Here is a 16,062-nt window from a genome sequence, read left to right on the forward strand (position 1 = left end):
CCTGCACATTTGCAACAATTTAGGGCATTTAGAGGTTTTACATAAACAAAGCTTGCACATTTGCAGGAATTTCAGGAATTCCGCATCATGACACTATTACACATGAGATACGGTCATAGAAAGTGTGGCAGGATCAAGCGGTGCAGGGATCATCTTCCTTACACCGCTATTTCTAGTTTTGACACTAACCCTACTTTTGGGACAGCCCCATCCGAGACGAAAAATATTTTATGTAACTGTTTAAAAAATATGAGGGAATGACTCCCCTGCAGTATAAGATCACTTCATTAAATTAGGATAATTATTTATACATCTTGCCGAATTCACGATAATAGGCCGTTTGCTGCACCAGTAGTATGATGCCCAAGACGATAATAGGTAGCGGAGTAAAGCCGAACATCATGGAATACAGCGTGAAAAGCATGATGCCTGCGATTAGCATCTTATTGGTAGTCTTATAGGCAGAATAGGCAGACCGATAGACCGTCCACCTCTCGCCTTCGTCCATTTTGGCAAGTAGTTCACGTTCTGCCTCTTTCCGGCTGTTAGATTTCAGATTCAGCATTCGATCCGGATAGACCTTGTTGTAGATCACAAGAGTACGATGCTGAAGAAACATGGCTACAAGCAACGTGACGCAACTGCTGACCAAGTTCACCACCATGTAAGCACTTAGGGTATCCCTTGAGCTTCCTGCTCCCAAGGCGTGGGCAATAGCAAGCACCGACCAAATGAGGGTAACAATACCCTTTTATGATCCTTTCTTCGTGATTGTTCCAGCCCAAAAAAAGAACCCGCGATAGCTGCGGGTCTAATGATGTTTACCGGACTTACTTAATCGGTTGTTTCGTATCCATTCCTTGCTGTCCTACCACACATGCTGGGTCATTTGAAATTACTGTGCGCTTGTCAAATAAGTGCCTTTGTTGCCTACAGCGATATAACGTTTTCCATCCCAAACGATGCCGTTCAAATATTCAGAGGTGCCTGATTTCACTCTTGCCCAGGTCTTTCCATCCGTTGAACGCAAAATGGTTCCTCCCGCTCCCACTGCCATAAACTCCCCGTTCCCATAAATTACGGTACTAAGGGTATCCCCTCGCTTGGTATGGTGATCTTCATACTTGAAATAAGCCTTCTCATAATCCGACCAGGCCGGGAAATTCGCTTTAATCCACTTCCCATTTTGCAAATAGTACAGTGCTGCGCCTCCATTGTCCGAATACTCATACTTCACGGTTGTATCATGACCTTTGACCACGATGGGCTCATTTTTGAGCTCCACAGGGCTTGCAGAAGTGATATCCTTCCAATTCATCGAGCCGCTGGCAAGCTGATATTTGTTACCAAAGTAAGTTCGTCCAATAAAGGACTGCCCATCCCACTTTACATCAATCGGATGATCGAGATCACTCAGGGACTTGCTTACCGGCTCCGCCTCTTCACTACGAACTGCTGTAAAGCTATAGCTGCTTTTCATCGACTTCCAGTACCAGTCTTCCTCCTGGGTAACCAAAGCAAAATCCTGTCCATGATATGCAACGCTCACCACGTTATCGTATTTGGACACATCGAAGGTTTGTTTCCACTCATGAGCGTCAGTGGAGGTAAGAAATCTTCCGTTGGAGCCATATAAATAGTAAGTTCCCTCCGTAAATCCAACCCCATACAAATCCGTACCGACAGGTGCAGCCTTCTGTAGGGTGCTTTTTTCAAAATGTTTCAAGTCAGTAGAAGTATATATACCCCCAAATGAACTGACAGCAATGTATTGATGTCCGTCCCATATCGTCTTATAGAGGATCATTCGTTCAGCGTTAATGTCCTGGAGAGAAAATACAGACGAATCACCTTCCTTCGCATCCTCCCCGGGCTGGTCGAATAGGTTGATTGCTTTCCAGGTGCTGCCGTCGTTAGAGACTGCCAGATAACCTCCCGCAGCACTCATTACATATTGATTATGTACGTAATCAATAGATGAGGCTCCTGTGGAATCTCCCCAATCCAGCAAATCCTTGGGACTCGCGGACTTGATCCCCTGAAAGCTGCTGGCCTTTAGCACAGCCGGTCTTGGCCGGGCAGCATCTATCCGGTCGAATGCCACCACAAACCCGCTTGATCCAAAGGCGGCGTCGATGTAAGACTTTTCAACAGAAGACCAATTCACCAGATTTTTGCTAGTCATGACCTTGTAATCCGAGAACAGATAGTAGGCTCCATTCAAATATTTAAGCTTGCTTGCATGATACAAATAAGGCGCCACCTGTGTTGTTTTCCAGCCCTGGCCATTCTTGGAGGTGGATACGAACACATACCCTGTACTGCTCATTTTTTTATATGTATCAATGGTATAGGCATCCATTTGCGTCAGAATGACGAATTGCTTGCCATCCCATATTACACTCGTATTGGACTGGACCCGATTCTTAGCAAAGTCTCCCTTTTTTGCTTCCTTCATATTAGTGACTGATTTGGTCGAGAAGGTCAAGGATTGCTTCTTCCAGATGTTGCCGTCGGCAGAGGTCAGAATGGTGTTGTTGTTGCCCACTGCAACAAATACGCCATTTCCGAAGGCGACAGCGTGGATTTTAGTAGATGTGCCAGAGGAAATGACGGCCCATGATTTCGCATCCGTCGAACGCACAATCGCCCCATCGCTGCCCACTGCTATGTATATATTATTTCCATAGGCAATATCATACAGGTCGCTGGCAAAGAAATCTGACTGCTTGGTAAAGACCGGAAGTGACCCCGCTGCCGCCCTGCTTGGTAAGGAGGTAACAAACAAAAATAAGCATAATAACACAATTGCACTTTTTACCCACTTCATTAGTACTCATTCTCCTTTAAATACGTTAAGTAACTTAGTTGATTGGATCAATTATATCTTCGAGATTTGGAGAGGTTTTCCCTTTTTTGCATCTCATAGACTTTTTGCAGGGTTTGGATATGCAGATTGCTTCCTGCTCCTTCGTTCAAATACCACTCTACAAGCCTGTACCCGAACAAAAGTAGAATCATCTCATAAACACAATTGTCCGTTATGTGTGAAATGTCTGCATATTCCGAAAAGCCCTTGTAATACGCGGGGATACATCTGTGGTAGTATTCAACCATGTGTTCAACATCGGCTTCGTCCGCGATAAGACTTGCCAAGTCTTCACCTAAATAGCCCCACCCCGTGGTATCCCAGTCGATAAGTATGGTTTTACCGTCTGAATGGAATATGTTTGTCACCCAAAAATCCCTGTGACATAGCACGATGGGTAGCTTTTCAATACGGTTGAATATTTCGTCTGCGCTTTCATCAATGTTGATGAGCATTTCACAGAGGTGCTTTGGGATTCCGCAATCGTCGGAGCGTATATAATCGTACACTCTTTTCCAGGACCGATAGTTAAGATAGAAATCCTTCATATACTCTACTTTGCTCAGGTTGGTCAAATTCTGTAAAGATGCTGGCTGTTCGGCATATAGCTTGCCTTGGAAACGTCCTAACTCTTCGGCTACACATTCATACATTTCGCCAGTCAAGTCTAAACCCGATATGCCCTCGATATATTCCATCCATATCTGCGTTTCGTTTTCTTCTTCGTTCATTTCAACGTGATAGCATTCAGGCCAACGGAAGGATTCAGAAAACAGAGCGCCAATATTTGATTTATACAAATCATATTCCCTACGCCATGAATCGGGATCACCGTAGCGTTCCCATTTCTTCTGCATTTTTGAAACGATTTTAAACGGTAGTTTCTCACCGTTAGTGGTTTCGGCATTACCCGTAACAAGCTGTACCTTACCCACTGTACCGCCATGTAAATGTTTGGTCTGGAATTCGACGCTGAATATATTTGTCCTAAGCATTTTACTTAAAACTTCTTTCAAAGTTTCGGCTTTTATTTCGCTCATTATGAAGTCCTCCAATCGTTATTTCATTATACAGACATCATATTTGAAAAGAACACAACGATGGAAGGCCGACTATGGATATATACATTTATTACCTCTTGCTGTGCGTTCAAGCCCGGCTTCTGATCATGATCATATATTGCTGTAGCAACATCTATGCTTCAAATTTTTCTGTCCACCACCGTAAGCACGGCGATGCATGCATTCTTATTGAATATTGATTGGTTTATGGTATCGATTCGGCTGATGATTCAGAGTTAATCAGGCCGCTGTCGACGATCGAACTTCGATAGCCGATAAATCGCATCTCTGGCATAGCTTCAATCCTATATTGCATTAGAACCCCTCCTAAGAACAAGATGTCCGTAAACAGTCTGCGGTGAGTGTTTTGGCATGTTGAACCATGTGTGTTGGAGTTCCCACAAATACAACTTCTCCGCCGTTTTTGCCTCCGTCAGGGCCAATATCAATAATCCAGTCTGCTTGTTTGATTACATCTAGGTTGTGCTCAATAACGACCAAGGTGTTTCCACCGGATACGATCATATCAAACAATATCATGAGTTTTTCAATATCAGACAGATGTAATCCTGTTGTGGGTTCATCCATGACAATAATATTGCCCTTTTTTCCAAGATTCTTCGCCAGCTTGATTCTTTGACGTTCGCCGCCGGACAATGTGCTGAGTGGTTGACCTAACGTAAGGTAGGATAACCCCACTTGCTGCATAACTTTTAAATGTCGAACAATCTTGGAACCCTCAAATACTTCCAATGCCTCCGAAGCGGTTAGTGCAAGAAGCTGGACGATGTTGTTTCCTTTATATAAACATTCCATTGCTTCTTGATTGTACCGTGTTCCTGAACATACTTCACATTCTGTGACAATCGGGTCCATGAAAGCAAGTTCTGTTACAATGACACCTTTACCGGCACATACCGGACAGGCTCCTGCGGAATTAAAGCTAAACAGTCCTTCATCTTTGCTGTTCTCTCTAGCTAAAAGTTTTCGTATCTCATCAAAAAAACCAAGGTATGACGCTGGTGTAGATCGGTTGGTCGCAGTAATAGGGCCTTGGTCAATCATAACAATATCTTTTTCATACTGTTTGGCAAACACTTGAGATATGAGGGTGCTTTTACCCGAACCTGCAACCCCGGTCACTACGGTCATGATGCCCAGCGGTATATCGACATTTACATTTTTCAAATTGTGTAGATTCGCTTCCCGGATAGGTAAACTGCCGACTCGCTGGCGCGGCTGTTGCTTGATCGGCAAGGACTGAAGCAAAGCCTTTCCAGTTAACGTATCTGCTTTAAGCAGTTCAGGATAGCTGCCCATAAAGACGATTTCTCCGCCGTTTTGTCCCGCCTGCGGACCAACATCAATCACATAGTCCGCTATGGAAATCACATCTTTATCATGCTCTACCACAAGTACCGTATTGCCCTTGTCACGAAGCTCTTTCAGTAAACTGTTCATACGGTAGACATCCCTTGGGTGCATACCAGTACTGGGTTCATCAAAGATATAAGTCATTCCGGTCAAGCTGCTGCCCATATAGCGGACTAGTTTTAGGCGCTGCGCTTCACCTCCGGACAAGGTAGGCGATTCACGCCCCAGATGCAAATATGGCAAACCAATATCTATCATCCTGTTTAGTCCCTCTATCAGCGTTTGTACCAGCATATTCACATTTTTATCAAATATATCAGAAAGAACCTCCCGCAATTCTGTAAGCTCCATATCGCACATATCTGCAATAGAGTAGCCGTTAATCTTACAATTCAAAACCACCTCATTCAGCCGTTTCCCATGGCAATCTGTACACTCTTCCTCTGTAATCAGGTTTTGTGATTTATCCTTTGTATGCTTGCTTTTATCGCTGATATCCCGATTTAAGAGCGTTCGTGTATATTTATGAAACAACCCTGTAATTTTTGTGTTTTCCGGTTCGCTCTTGCCATCACGGGAGCCGTATAAAAGCAGGTTGTATTCCTCGGAAGAATATTCCTTAACAGGCTTGTCCAAATCAAAGAAACCTGAGCTTGCATACTGTTTCCAGTACCAAGAGCCGGGCTTGTATGTGGAATCTTTTACGCACCCCTCATTCCAAGATTTATCTTTATCCAGGATTGCGTTTATATCAATTTTTGTTACCTTTCCAAGACCTGAACATGTTTTACACATCCCGTTGGGGTCATTAAAAGAAAAGTAGGAAGCTGTGCCCGCATAAGGCTGACCAATCCTTGAAAACAACAGACGCAAACTGGAGTATAGGTTGCTGATGGTTCCTACCGTTGAACGTGCATTGCCTCCAAGGGGAGATTGATCTACAACAACGCATGCGGTCAGGTTGTCAATCCGTTCTACATTTGGTTTCTTATACTTAGGCAGTCTTGAACGCACAAATGACGGATAGGTGGCGTTCATTTGCCTCTGAGATTCGGCGGCGATTGTATCGAAAACAATACTAGATTTGCCGGAACCGGAAACACCAGTAAAAATTATGAGTTTTTCTTTTGGAATCGTAAAAGAAACATGCTTTAGGTTGTTTTCTGTAAGACCCTTGATAACAATATCAGCCATATATTCACTCCTTAAAAGTTAAGCTTCCTTAATATAGTGGTTCTGGTTCTAATCAATATTAACTAATCAGGTTCAGCCATTCATGATAATTTTTGCGAAGTTTAATGCCCTGTTTGCAACTATTACGGTATAATAAGTATTCAGATAGGAGGGGTGATAATGGATTATCTCGCATCACTTGAAAAAGCAATTGAATATATAGAGCAAAATTTGGATGAAGAATTATTTTCAGAGGATATTGCTAAAGCAGCGGGGTATTCTCTTTACCACCTCACGCACATATTTACTGCTGTTATTGGCGAGCCAATCGGCAGTTATATTCAGAAGCGCAGGTTGTCAAATTCTTGCAAAAAGCTACTGTATTCAAATAAGCGAATTATTGATATCGCCATTGAGAGTGGCTTTGGTTCGTCAGAAGCATTCAGCCGTGCATTTAAATCTGTATATGGTGTTAGTCCTGTTGTTTATCGAAAAAATAATTCAGATTTATACATAGGTTCAAAAATGATGATCGACCGGGAAGCATTGCTACATCTTGCAGAGGGAATAACGATTAAACCTCGTATAGTCGAAATAGATAAGATTTTTGTTGCCGGTATCCGTGGGGAAACATCCATTCTGCATAATATACTGCCTGACCTTTGGAACAGGCTGTTTGAAATACGCAACCAAATACCCACCTCATATGAAGCGCGCCGTTTTGGTATATGTGAGACAGACCGGACAAAAACGAATATATCAAAAGACGGTAATGTAACTTTTTCAGAGACAGTTGGTATAGAGGTAGATAATTTTCAGTGTTTGCCCAGAAATGTGAATACCAAAATAATTCCGGGTGGACGGTATGCTGTTTTTACACACAAGGGAACAGTAGCGACTCTTATAAAAACATATGACTACCTTTGGGGTAGTTGGGTTTTATTTACGAAGGAAACGCTGGATGAGCGTGAGGATTTTGAGATTTATGACAAACGCTTCCTTGGAGCTGACAACGTAGATTCACAAATAGATATTTATATTCCGATAAAATAAATCTGTTAGATAGCTGACTGGTATATTGCTTTATAAAGTAGTCCTTTTATCATTTCCCTTTGTTAAATGATAAAAATGTTATGTGCTACAAAGATATATTTAAAAAGGCTGATAATCCAATAAAAGCAGCGGTTTATCAGCTTTTATTGTTGGCAGAATAAACATTTTCTTTGTTGTCGTTATTAGGGATAGCTTGTTGGTGCTCTGCCCAAATCCCCGTCAGACAGCCTGCTTTCGCGTCTGTTAAGCGCCTGCGGCGCTGCGGCGGTTAAAAGTAGCAGCCGGGACCTTTTCCGGCCTGGATTTTTGCCTGTATATCAATGAGCAGATTGACCTTTGCCGTGGCTGGTTCAAAGGCACTACTGTCACCGGAAACTACACCCGCAATCCTTCGATTCTTTCCCGAATTGCCTGTTCCGCAAATTACACAGAATTCTCAAAAGAAGCCGTAATGAGACACCATTTCTAAAATGACACGATATTATCTCCCGTCTGACGATAGATTCCCTTTTCAGGGTGAAAAAAATAGGACTATACCGGCAAAACCCTTTGTTTATCGAGCTTTCTTGGTATAGTCCTATTATATCGCCATCTTAATACCTAAGTGTACGTGTTGAGATAAAAATTGCTTTGATACTTGACTTATGGTTTTCAATTCCATGACTGTCCCTCCTTTCGGGTATAAGCATACAGGTTGACGCGATGTCAAAGTCAAGAGAGAAACCAAAAAAATTCGTTTTAGAAAACGCACGGAAAACCAAGATTATGCTCGCCGTGCAGATAATATAAATTTTCAAACTCTGCCGCCGCTTTCGCACTAACCATCGTCGATAGAGGATACATCCGCATACTCCGAAAAGCCTTTGTAATACGCGGGGACACATCACTGGTAGTATTCGACCATGTAATTTAAGCCCATCATTCCTGAATTTCCGGACATAGCTCATGAATTTTGGAGATGAGATCTTCCGCATTCGAATGCAAGACATGATTCTGATCCTTCCAGGCCGATTTAAGAAAATAAGAAGCATGGTACTTCCATCCTGAATGGCCGGGATTAAAATCCAATCGGATGTCCCGCTCAGGCTTTCCGCAGTATACCCGGGAACCCGGCCTGCGCCAGCGGCCGATCCTGGTAACCCTGTCAGGATCACGACCGCTGATGTAGGTGAATTGCTTATTGAACGGAATATCCTTCAAATGAAATTTGGGGCTCCCAACAGCAAAGACCTGCACCTGATGCATGCCATACCTCTCCCCCAGAACAAGTCCTGAACGATAGGCAACCACGCCGCCAGCGCTATGCCCGATCAGGAGAAGCTGATCTGCTGATGCCCCGTGCTCACGAATGATTTCCGATACGAGCCGCACCCTTCGGGACGAGCAATGAATCAGATCATATCCAACCTGCGCCAGCTGGCGCGTTAGTAGACGATGCTGTACAAGACGGCTGGTTCCGCTTGCCATCCCGTAGGGAAAGATAACTACGATTTTAGCATCGGGGTATCTTTGGGCAACCTCGTACGCAGCGGCTTCGAAGTTATTTCGGAACGTCAGAATACCGGCCAAAAAACAGACCACCGTTCGGCATTTCCCCGTACATGTGCTATGGGAGGAGACGTATGCTTCGATCATGACTTCAGCTCAACGCCCTTGGGAAGCACGGATATCACTTTTTCCTTCACCTCGGGATGGGTCCGAAGCTCTTCGCCCATCAGCACGACGATGCCGGAGTCGTCCCGCGAACGGATCAGCCGGCCGATGCCCTGGCGAAGCCGCAGCAGCATATAAGGCATGTCCACCTCCTGAAAGGGGTCGGCAACGGCTTTTCGCCGGGCATTGAATACAGGATCAAGCGGTGGAAACGGCAGCGACCAGATGATCACGTTCGCGAGCGAAGGTCCCGGAACATCGAGCCCCTCCCACAGGCTGACCGCGCACAGTACGCTTTCCTCCTCTTGCTGGAATGCTGAGATCAGATGGCTGATTTCACTGTCGCCTTCATAGTAGAACGACATCCCGCCCAGCATTGGCTCGGCCTTCACGTTTTCCTTGAACTGACTAAGCTCTTCTCGGGTGCGGAAAAGAATCAGCGCTCTGCCACCGGTTTGCCGCAGAAGCCGCACCGCTTCCTTCATTTTGCCATCGAAGCCGTTAGCAAGAGGCCATAGCGGTGCCAAAACTTCCATCTGCGCCTGATACGCATAAGGTGAATCAACTGAAAAGGACAGGAAGCTCTCAATGCCAAGACTGTCCGCGAGGTAACGGAATGAGTTCTCCACCGACATCGTCGCTGACGAAAATACAACCGGCATCCGAAGGTGGAACACCTGGCTTTTTAACATTTCCTTAACCGTGCCCGGCACGACAGAGAGAATAAGCCCTTCCGGGCTGTCCTCCACCCAACTGATCACCGTCGACTCCGGTTGCTCGAACAGGAGGAGCGCTTTTTGTATCATCTCCATATGCTCCTCGACGATGCGAAGCTGATAGTGGTCCAGCGTATACAGCTCACCTTCGAAGACGAGTTCCTCTTCAATCGCCGAAATCAAGTTCCGGAACTTGCGCACTGCGCCGAGCAGCGTCTCGGTCAAGACGATTTCTCTGCGATCCGACCCCGCAATGGAAAGATTGTATCGCCCGAATGCGTTAAACATCACCTCGCTCTGCACGATGGCCTCATCGATCAGCACGGCCAGGGATTCACGGATCTCATTTTGCAGGAGTCGCGTAATTAATTCTTCAAAGGTCGCATGCTTCATTTTATAGCCGAACGCCTTCATGGCTGCCGATTCCAGCAGATGTCCCTCATCGAACACGACGGAGGAATGCTCAGGCAGAAGCGGCAGCTGGCCCTCCCGTTTACGGCCTTCGTAAGTCCACACATGCTCCAGATAATAATCATGCGAGCAGATGATGATGTCGGCGGCGCGCCGGTAGTGATCCCTGGACAGCGTCTGTCCGCACCGGTGGCGGCGGTCGCAGGTGAAGCAATCCTGGAAGGGATCCCAATTGATGGTATTCCATTGTTCATCGTTAAGCTGAGAATAATTTCTCCGGTCTCCGTATGCATAAAATGCCTGCATGGGCGCAGAGGAATGGACGAAGTTGGGCAGGCCTGCCGCGATTTCTTCCCAATTCACATCCGCCTTTGTTTGCATTCTCGCCTGATCCAGCTTCTTAAGGCACAGATATTGATCCGGCGATTTGCCGAGCCGCGCGTCGATGATCAGCTCCAAATGCCTGGTCAACTTCGCGATATCTCCCTCCGGCTTGACCAGCTGCTCAATCAAGGACTCGTCCGCGCAGGCAATGACCGCGGGCTTGCGCGTGTACCGCGCGTAACATACCGCATACAGAAGATAGGCCAGTGTTTTTCCTGTACCTACTCCCGCTTCGGCAAAAATCGTTTGTTTATCGGCAAATGCCTTTTCCAGTTGAAACGCCATATAGATCTGCTCATCCCGAACTTCAAAGCCTGCTTCTGGCAGCAGCTCGTAAAATACGTCTGCCACCCAATCCGCAGCTTGTTGAATAAATGGGGTGCCAGGATCATAGGTAAAAGGGTAAGGTTCCACGTTATAAAATACCTCTGCTTTCTTGCTCCTAAGGTTCTGTCAAATCCTCGTTTATAATCTTTCGGTCTTTAAAATAATAAAGCTTATCATGGTCATTGATTTCGCGCAACACTTTGCAAGGATTCCCGACAGCGAGGACATTCCCGGGAATATGCTTGGTCACGATGCTGCCTGCACCAATTACGGTATTGTCGCCGATTGTAACGCCGGGTACAATGATTACCCCCACCCCGATCCAGCAATTTCTGCTGATATGGATCGGGGCGTTGTATTGATAAGCCTTCTCGCGTAGTTCAGGCAAGATCGGATGTCCGCCCGTTGCTACCGTCACATTCGGGCCAAACATCGTGTAGTCCCCGACATAAATATGTGTATCATATACCAGCGTTAAATTAAAATTGGCATGTAATAGCGGGTCTTGTAAAATCGTATAGCTTTTCAAGGCAAAGCATTTGTTCTTTCATAATTTGTTCGTCGCCGGGTAAATACAAATCACCGTTGTGCATTTTCGCTTTCATGTCCATCTAATCGGTAATCGGTACAGGTTCTTGTCCTTGACTCGGGACAATAACTTGTACCGATAAAACAAAAAAGCCGCAATTTAAGCGGCTTTCAATGTCTATACCTATTCCTTACTTCAATTCAGCTATGCTCACAGCGACCTGTTCAATTTGACTGCTGCTTAGGGAACCGTCAGGGGAGCTGATCGTCACCGTCCGGTCGTCCAGTTGGAAACCGAGCATCGGCGTTTCGGAAGGCGTATACCACTTCGCGCTAACGCCGTTGGACAGCTTAACCTCCTTGGATTTATACCCCGTGGAATAATCCCGTGGCGACACATTCACGGTCATATGCTTAAAGATCAGATTGACCCCATCGCCCGTAGCTGCCGCTTTAACGTAATTGTCGTTTTTGGCCATTTGCTGTGGAGCATAGGCCGTCTCAAAGGATTCAAACTTGGCGTATGCCTCTTTAATGGCCTTGATCTGTGCTTCACTGTAATTGATGGTCGTCCATTCATTTGCAATGCTTTCGCCATCATGCTCCGTTTCCAGCCGAATCTGCTGGCTAGCGGCATCGAACTCTACATCAATACCAGTCAGGCTGGAGATGGCCCGCACCGGCAAATACGTCGTATTCTGATAGGTGATCGGCACCAGCTTTTTGCCGTTACTGTCTGCTAAAGACTGATCTGCACCGTTTACGGTGAAGGAAATGCCGTGATTCAGATAAGCGTTGATCTTCTCCAGCTTGCTTCCGGCATACACGCCGGCGGCTCCCGATAAAGTCATTCCCAATACGATAACGGTCAATAGTGTTTTTTTCACAACGAATCTCTCCTTTTTTCTGAACCATATCATTTTTTGAAATCCACAATATGCGTAACGATTAGCTTCTCTTTATCGTCCACGGTAATGCCCAGCCTCGTGCCTGAAGGGTTCCAGCTCAGCGGGTATACCGGGTAATACGATAACCCTAGCGGTGATACCTTGCCTGAGACTGTATCAAAGATATAGATTCCGTTCATGCCACCCTGATCCTCGGTATAAACCGCGAAGGCCAGCTTCGAGGAATCGGGGGACCAGGACTGATGGGACAGTAAATCGCCCTTGCCGATCAACAAACCTTGTACATGACCACTCGTATCGTAAATGAGCAGGCGCGATTCTTCCTGCCCGCCGCTTCTTGAGGTGGAGACGGCAATCCGCTGACTGTCAGGAGACAGACTCAAGGTGGAGACATCCTTTGCGAGCAGAGTTGGTCGGGATTGTGTTGGGGTGAAGCTCTTCATTTGACCATTGGCATCGGTGTAATAAATCTTCCCATTACCCGTAGCAAATTCGGTGAAGCTCTCTACATCAGGATCCTGAAGCTCGATCTTCTTCCGGGTACCGTCCACGGATATGTTCCATATCTCGCTCCGGTCCTGCATCGAGCCGGCGGCAAGAATATAGGAGTCCTTATTGATCCAGCCGCCCACTTCCATATAATTGTCGACCTCGACCTTATGCCGCTCCCCTGTAGCCCTATTTTCGATCTCGTTCACGGCCTTATATTTGTCCTTCCAGGTCTGAATGAAGCTGTATTTCCCATCCGGCGATAGATAAGATTTGATGACTTCTCCCTGATCCGCTCCTGTCTGTTCCTTGATGCTCAGCCGCTCACCGGTCTCGAGATCAACTTGAAACCTCTGGTAGCTAAATTGCGGTTCCTCCGTCGCGGTGGCCTGTTTCTCCACCATGGTGACTTGGATCTCCAGTTCGTGGTCCGAGAGCCATTTCTCGATATTGGCGCCGTTCATCTGGTGTATGCGCTGCACGGCAATTCCCTGCTCAGCAGGCGGTTTTCTCTCTTTGACTACTGTCAGTTCACGTTTTCCTCCTGTCTCCCCGGAACCGGATTGGTCAGTTGTATCCAGCGTGCTGCGCAACTGCTTATTACCTTCCTGTTCTGCGTCACAGCCGATTAAGATGCCGACAGACAGCAAGGACATGGCAATTAGACCGGCGATGTATTTCACTTTGTTCATCAGGGACCTCCTGCATACAAATAAATATTTTGACCCGGGCCGCGGTTGTTCAAAGCTCCCCATGGCCTTTAGTATAGAGAGACAATATTGCATAAGCATATCCGGCTTGTAACGAACTTGTAAACAATCGGGAAAGCCGGCATGGTCTGAATTAACACCGAAAAGCCCGGATGATCTCCCTCATTCCGGGCTATATCTTTGGTGTATGTGTTGTCCTTACCGCATCCGAGGCATGTAGTAGTAGCTCCACCCTGAGACGCGACCCGTCCGGTCCCGTCTCTACAAGCTGTACAGTTCCGCCTTGCTTCTCGATCAGATTGCGAACTAAGGCTAACCCAAGTCCAGTTCCTCCGCTAGCTCTTGACCGGTCTCTACTGACCGTATAGAACGGATCAAAAATTCGGGAGACGGCTTCCTTCGGGATACCGATTCCTGTATCGGCAACCTCTATGATCATCCGGCGTGCTCCGTCTGCTGACTCTGCGATGTAGTTCAGCAGGTGAACTTGCCCGCCTGGGCGGTTATATTTGATCGCATTGTCCAGCAAATTGAGCATGATGTGCATCACGTTCTCAGGATCGGCCCACACTTCACCTTCAACAAGCGAAGTATGAATCGTAACCCTGCAGCTGTCCGCCTTCCCTTGCAGCCGGGCCACAGCTTCCTCCAGCAAGGGACATAGCGGAACCGCCTCCGCCTGTGTTTCAAACTCGTAAACGTCCATCGCTGACAATTGTAGCGCCTTCTCCACAAGACTATACAGTCTCTGTGCCTCCGCATGGATACGTCTTCCGGCATCGTCCAGCAGGGTAGGATCATCGCTGTACATCGTCAACAGATCGGCGTAAGCGATAATCGAGGTTAACGGTGTCTTCAGCTCATGGCTGATATTGCCGATGAACTGCTTTTGCTGCTGCTCCAATTCTCGCAGCCGCCCCACCGTTTCAAGCAGCTTTTGCTTTTCTCCATGCAGAGCACCGACAGACGCGGAAATGCTGCTGCTCATCTCATAGATTCCTTGTGCAAGCTCGCCCAGCTCATCCTTTCTGAATACCGAAGGAGCCGATAGATATTCGCCTTGACCAATTTGTGATGCCGCCCTGTTCAGCCGGTCAATCACATTGACCTGCCGGAGGACATACACGTAACCGATTAGGAAACCGACACCCAGCACGGTGGCACCGGCAAGAAGAAACAACTGGCGAATTCGGGCGTAAAAAGCATTTTGCTCGGCGAGCGAAGCATGAAACTGCACCGTGCCCAGACGCTGCCCGGCATTGTACAGGGGTGCAAGGAACAACAGCTGATCCCCCTCGGTAATGTATGCCGACTGCCCCTGAGCCGTAAATTGCAGAGCATCCTGCACATCGGCACGAGGCTGAAACGGCAGCGAGGTGCCGGCAAATGAGCCATCCACCGTATACAGCGTCACTGCCATACCGCTCTGTGCGCCCAAATCCACGGCCAGCCGTTGACCCGTCTGCATCATAAATTGATCCGGCGGAATCATGCTTTCGGTCAAGTATTCCTCCCGCACGCGCAGATTGGCCGCTTCTGCCTGCCTTGTAAAAGATTGCTCCAGCATCGTTCGCTGGTTCTCCCGGATGCCACTCAGCACCAGCACGCTCAGGCAGGTTACGATAAATACGAGCAACAGGGCGAGTAACAACGACATTTTCCCCTTGAGGCCCAGCCGAAATTTGCCGCCCATTTAAGGTGATCCCATACTTTTATAGCCAATGCCGTAAACAGTTTGAATGAGTCCGTGGTGATTGCCCAACTTTTTGCGCAGACGCTGTACATGAATGTCCACCGTTCGGGTGCCACCCGCAAAACCCATATCCCACACTTTTTCCAGCAGCGCTTCCCGTGAATAGACCCGCCCCGGATTGCGCATCAGCAATACCAACAGATCAAATTCCTTCGGCGTTAAATCAAGAAGTTCGCCTTGAATAGAAACCGCACGGCTGAACAGCTCTGCGGACAATCCTCCCAGTCTCAGCACCTCATGCTGCTCCTGTTGCATCTGCCCGCCATAACCTCCCCTGCGTGATAGTGCCTTGACTCTGGCCAGCAGTTCCCTCATATCAAAGGGCTTGGTCATGTAATCGTCAGCGCCAAGTTCCAATCCCAACACTTTATCGACAATATCGTCTTTGACAGTCAGTAACAGAATCGCAGGTCGCGACCGACCCTCCAGCTTGCGGCATACGTCATAACCGCTTAGATGTGGCATCATAACATCGAGCACCATCACCGTCGGCTGGAACGTCTCCACCTTGTCCAGCGCTTCCTGGCCGTCCGCAGCCATCTCGACCTCATACCCTTCCCTGCGCAGCGCATAAGCAACAGCCGCCCGAATGCTGCTCTCGTCATCTACCACAAGTATTTTGATCATGAATATCTCCACCTTCCCTTATTCGC

13 protein-coding genes are annotated in these 16,062 nt (G+C 47.1%); 1 reads left to right on the forward strand and 12 read right to left on the reverse strand.

The features are described from left to right. Window positions 1-301 precede the first annotated feature (301 nt). The 4 genes from BLS49_RS00080 to BLS49_RS00095 form a co-directional block, all read right to left on the reverse strand. Window positions 302-652: a DUF3169 family protein gene (locus BLS49_RS00080; protein ID WP_483863938.1), complete on the reverse strand. Its 351-nt coding sequence runs from the start codon at window positions 650-652 to the stop codon at window positions 302-304. Window positions 653-895: 243 nt separating this feature from the next. Then, the gene (locus BLS49_RS00085; RefSeq protein WP_091225686.1) at window positions 896-2,830 is read right to left on the reverse strand and encodes a beta propeller repeat protein; all 1,935 of its coding nucleotides are present in this window, start codon (window positions 2,828-2,830) and stop codon (window positions 896-898) included. Window positions 2,831-2,877: 47 nt separating this feature from the next. Then, window positions 2,878-3,909 carry an aminoglycoside phosphotransferase family protein gene (locus BLS49_RS00090; protein WP_091225688.1) on the reverse strand — a complete coding sequence of 344 codons (1,032 nt, stop codon included), beginning with the start codon at window positions 3,907-3,909 and terminating at the stop codon, window positions 2,878-2,880. A gap of 348 nt (window positions 3,910-4,257) precedes the next feature. Next, complete coding sequence (locus BLS49_RS00095) at window positions 4,258-6,498, reverse strand: ATP-binding cassette domain-containing protein (RefSeq protein WP_091225691.1); 2,241 nt, start codon at window positions 6,496-6,498, stop codon at window positions 4,258-4,260. Window positions 6,499-6,657: 159 nt separating this feature from the next. Here BLS49_RS00095 and BLS49_RS00100 point away from each other — a divergent pair, with 159 nt between their 5' ends. Next, the gene (locus BLS49_RS00100) at window positions 6,658-7,530 is read left to right on the forward strand and encodes an AraC family transcriptional regulator (RefSeq protein ID WP_091225692.1); all 873 of its coding nucleotides are present in this window, start codon (window positions 6,658-6,660) and stop codon (window positions 7,528-7,530) included. 918 nt (window positions 7,531-8,448) lie between these two features. On the opposite strand, the gene BLS49_RS00105 is transcribed toward BLS49_RS00100, so the two are convergent. From BLS49_RS00105 to BLS49_RS00135, 8 genes are all read right to left on the reverse strand, one after another. Beyond that, window positions 8,449-9,099: an alpha/beta hydrolase family protein gene (locus BLS49_RS00105; protein WP_245742212.1), complete on the reverse strand. Its 651-nt coding sequence runs from the start codon at window positions 9,097-9,099 to the stop codon at window positions 8,449-8,451. A gap of 62 nt (window positions 9,100-9,161) precedes the next feature. Further along, complete coding sequence (locus BLS49_RS00110; RefSeq protein WP_091225695.1) at window positions 9,162-11,108, reverse strand: ATP-dependent DNA helicase; 1,947 nt, start codon at window positions 11,106-11,108, stop codon at window positions 9,162-9,164. Between the two features lie 28 nt (window positions 11,109-11,136). After that, on the reverse strand, window positions 11,137-11,550 hold the full coding sequence (locus BLS49_RS00115) for a DapH/DapD/GlmU-related protein (RefSeq protein WP_245742213.1): 414 nt from the start codon (window positions 11,548-11,550) through the stop codon (window positions 11,137-11,139). Continuing rightward, window positions 11,501-11,632 carry a maltose acetyltransferase domain-containing protein gene (locus BLS49_RS25080; protein WP_342707152.1) on the reverse strand — a complete coding sequence of 44 codons (132 nt, stop codon included), beginning with the start codon at window positions 11,630-11,632 and terminating at the stop codon, window positions 11,501-11,503. Before BLS49_RS25080 ends, BLS49_RS00115 begins: the two co-directional genes overlap by 50 nt. Before the next feature lie 108 nt (window positions 11,633-11,740). Then, window positions 11,741-12,436 carry a stalk domain-containing protein gene (locus BLS49_RS00120; protein ID WP_091225697.1) on the reverse strand — a complete coding sequence of 232 codons (696 nt, stop codon included), beginning with the start codon at window positions 12,434-12,436 and terminating at the stop codon, window positions 11,741-11,743. A gap of 29 nt (window positions 12,437-12,465) precedes the next feature. Then, complete coding sequence (locus tag BLS49_RS00125) at window positions 12,466-13,638, reverse strand: TolB family protein (protein WP_091225698.1); 1,173 nt, start codon at window positions 13,636-13,638, stop codon at window positions 12,466-12,468. Between the two features lie 190 nt (window positions 13,639-13,828). Then, entirely contained in the window at window positions 13,829-15,313 is a 1,485-nt protein-coding gene (locus BLS49_RS00130) for a sensor histidine kinase (RefSeq protein WP_342707153.1), read from the reverse strand. Window positions 15,314-15,349: 36 nt separating this feature from the next. After that, complete coding sequence (locus BLS49_RS00135; protein WP_091225700.1) at window positions 15,350-16,036, reverse strand: response regulator transcription factor; 687 nt, start codon at window positions 16,034-16,036, stop codon at window positions 15,350-15,352. Between the last annotated feature and the right edge of the window lie 26 nt (window positions 16,037-16,062).

Origin of the sequence: Fontibacillus panacisegetis (genome assembly GCF_900102215.1) — a bacterium.
Classification (GTDB): Bacteria; Bacillota; Bacilli; order Paenibacillales; family Paenibacillaceae; genus Fontibacillus; species Fontibacillus panacisegetis.

What these genes read in the sequence shown, in the direction of transcription:
- BLS49_RS00085 (WP_091225686.1), bottom strand. Translation starts at nt 2,830, where the DNA reads ATGAAGTGGGTAAAAAGTGCAATTGTGTTATTATGCTTATTTTTGTTT.
- BLS49_RS00090 (WP_091225688.1), bottom strand. Translation starts at nt 3,909, where the DNA reads ATGAGCGAAATAAAAGCCGAAACTTTGAAAGAAGTTTTAAGTAAAATG.
- BLS49_RS00095 (WP_091225691.1), bottom strand. Translation starts at nt 6,498, where the DNA reads ATGGCTGATATTGTTATCAAGGGTCTTACAGAAAACAACCTAAAGCAT.
- BLS49_RS00100 (WP_091225692.1), top strand. Translation starts at nt 6,658, where the DNA reads ATGGATTATCTCGCATCACTTGAAAAAGCAATTGAATATATAGAGCAA.
- BLS49_RS25080 (WP_342707152.1), bottom strand. Translation starts at nt 11,632, where the DNA reads ATGGACATGAAAGCGAAAATGCACAACGGTGATTTGTATTTACCCGGC.
- BLS49_RS00125 (WP_091225698.1), bottom strand. Translation starts at nt 13,638, where the DNA reads ATGAACAAAGTGAAATACATCGCCGGTCTAATTGCCATGTCCTTGCTG.
- BLS49_RS00130 (WP_342707153.1), bottom strand. Translation starts at nt 15,313, where the DNA reads ATGTCGTTGTTACTCGCCCTGTTGCTCGTATTTATCGTAACCTGCCTG.
- BLS49_RS00135 (WP_091225700.1), bottom strand. Translation starts at nt 16,036, where the DNA reads ATGATCAAAATACTTGTGGTAGATGACGAGAGCAGCATTCGGGCGGCT.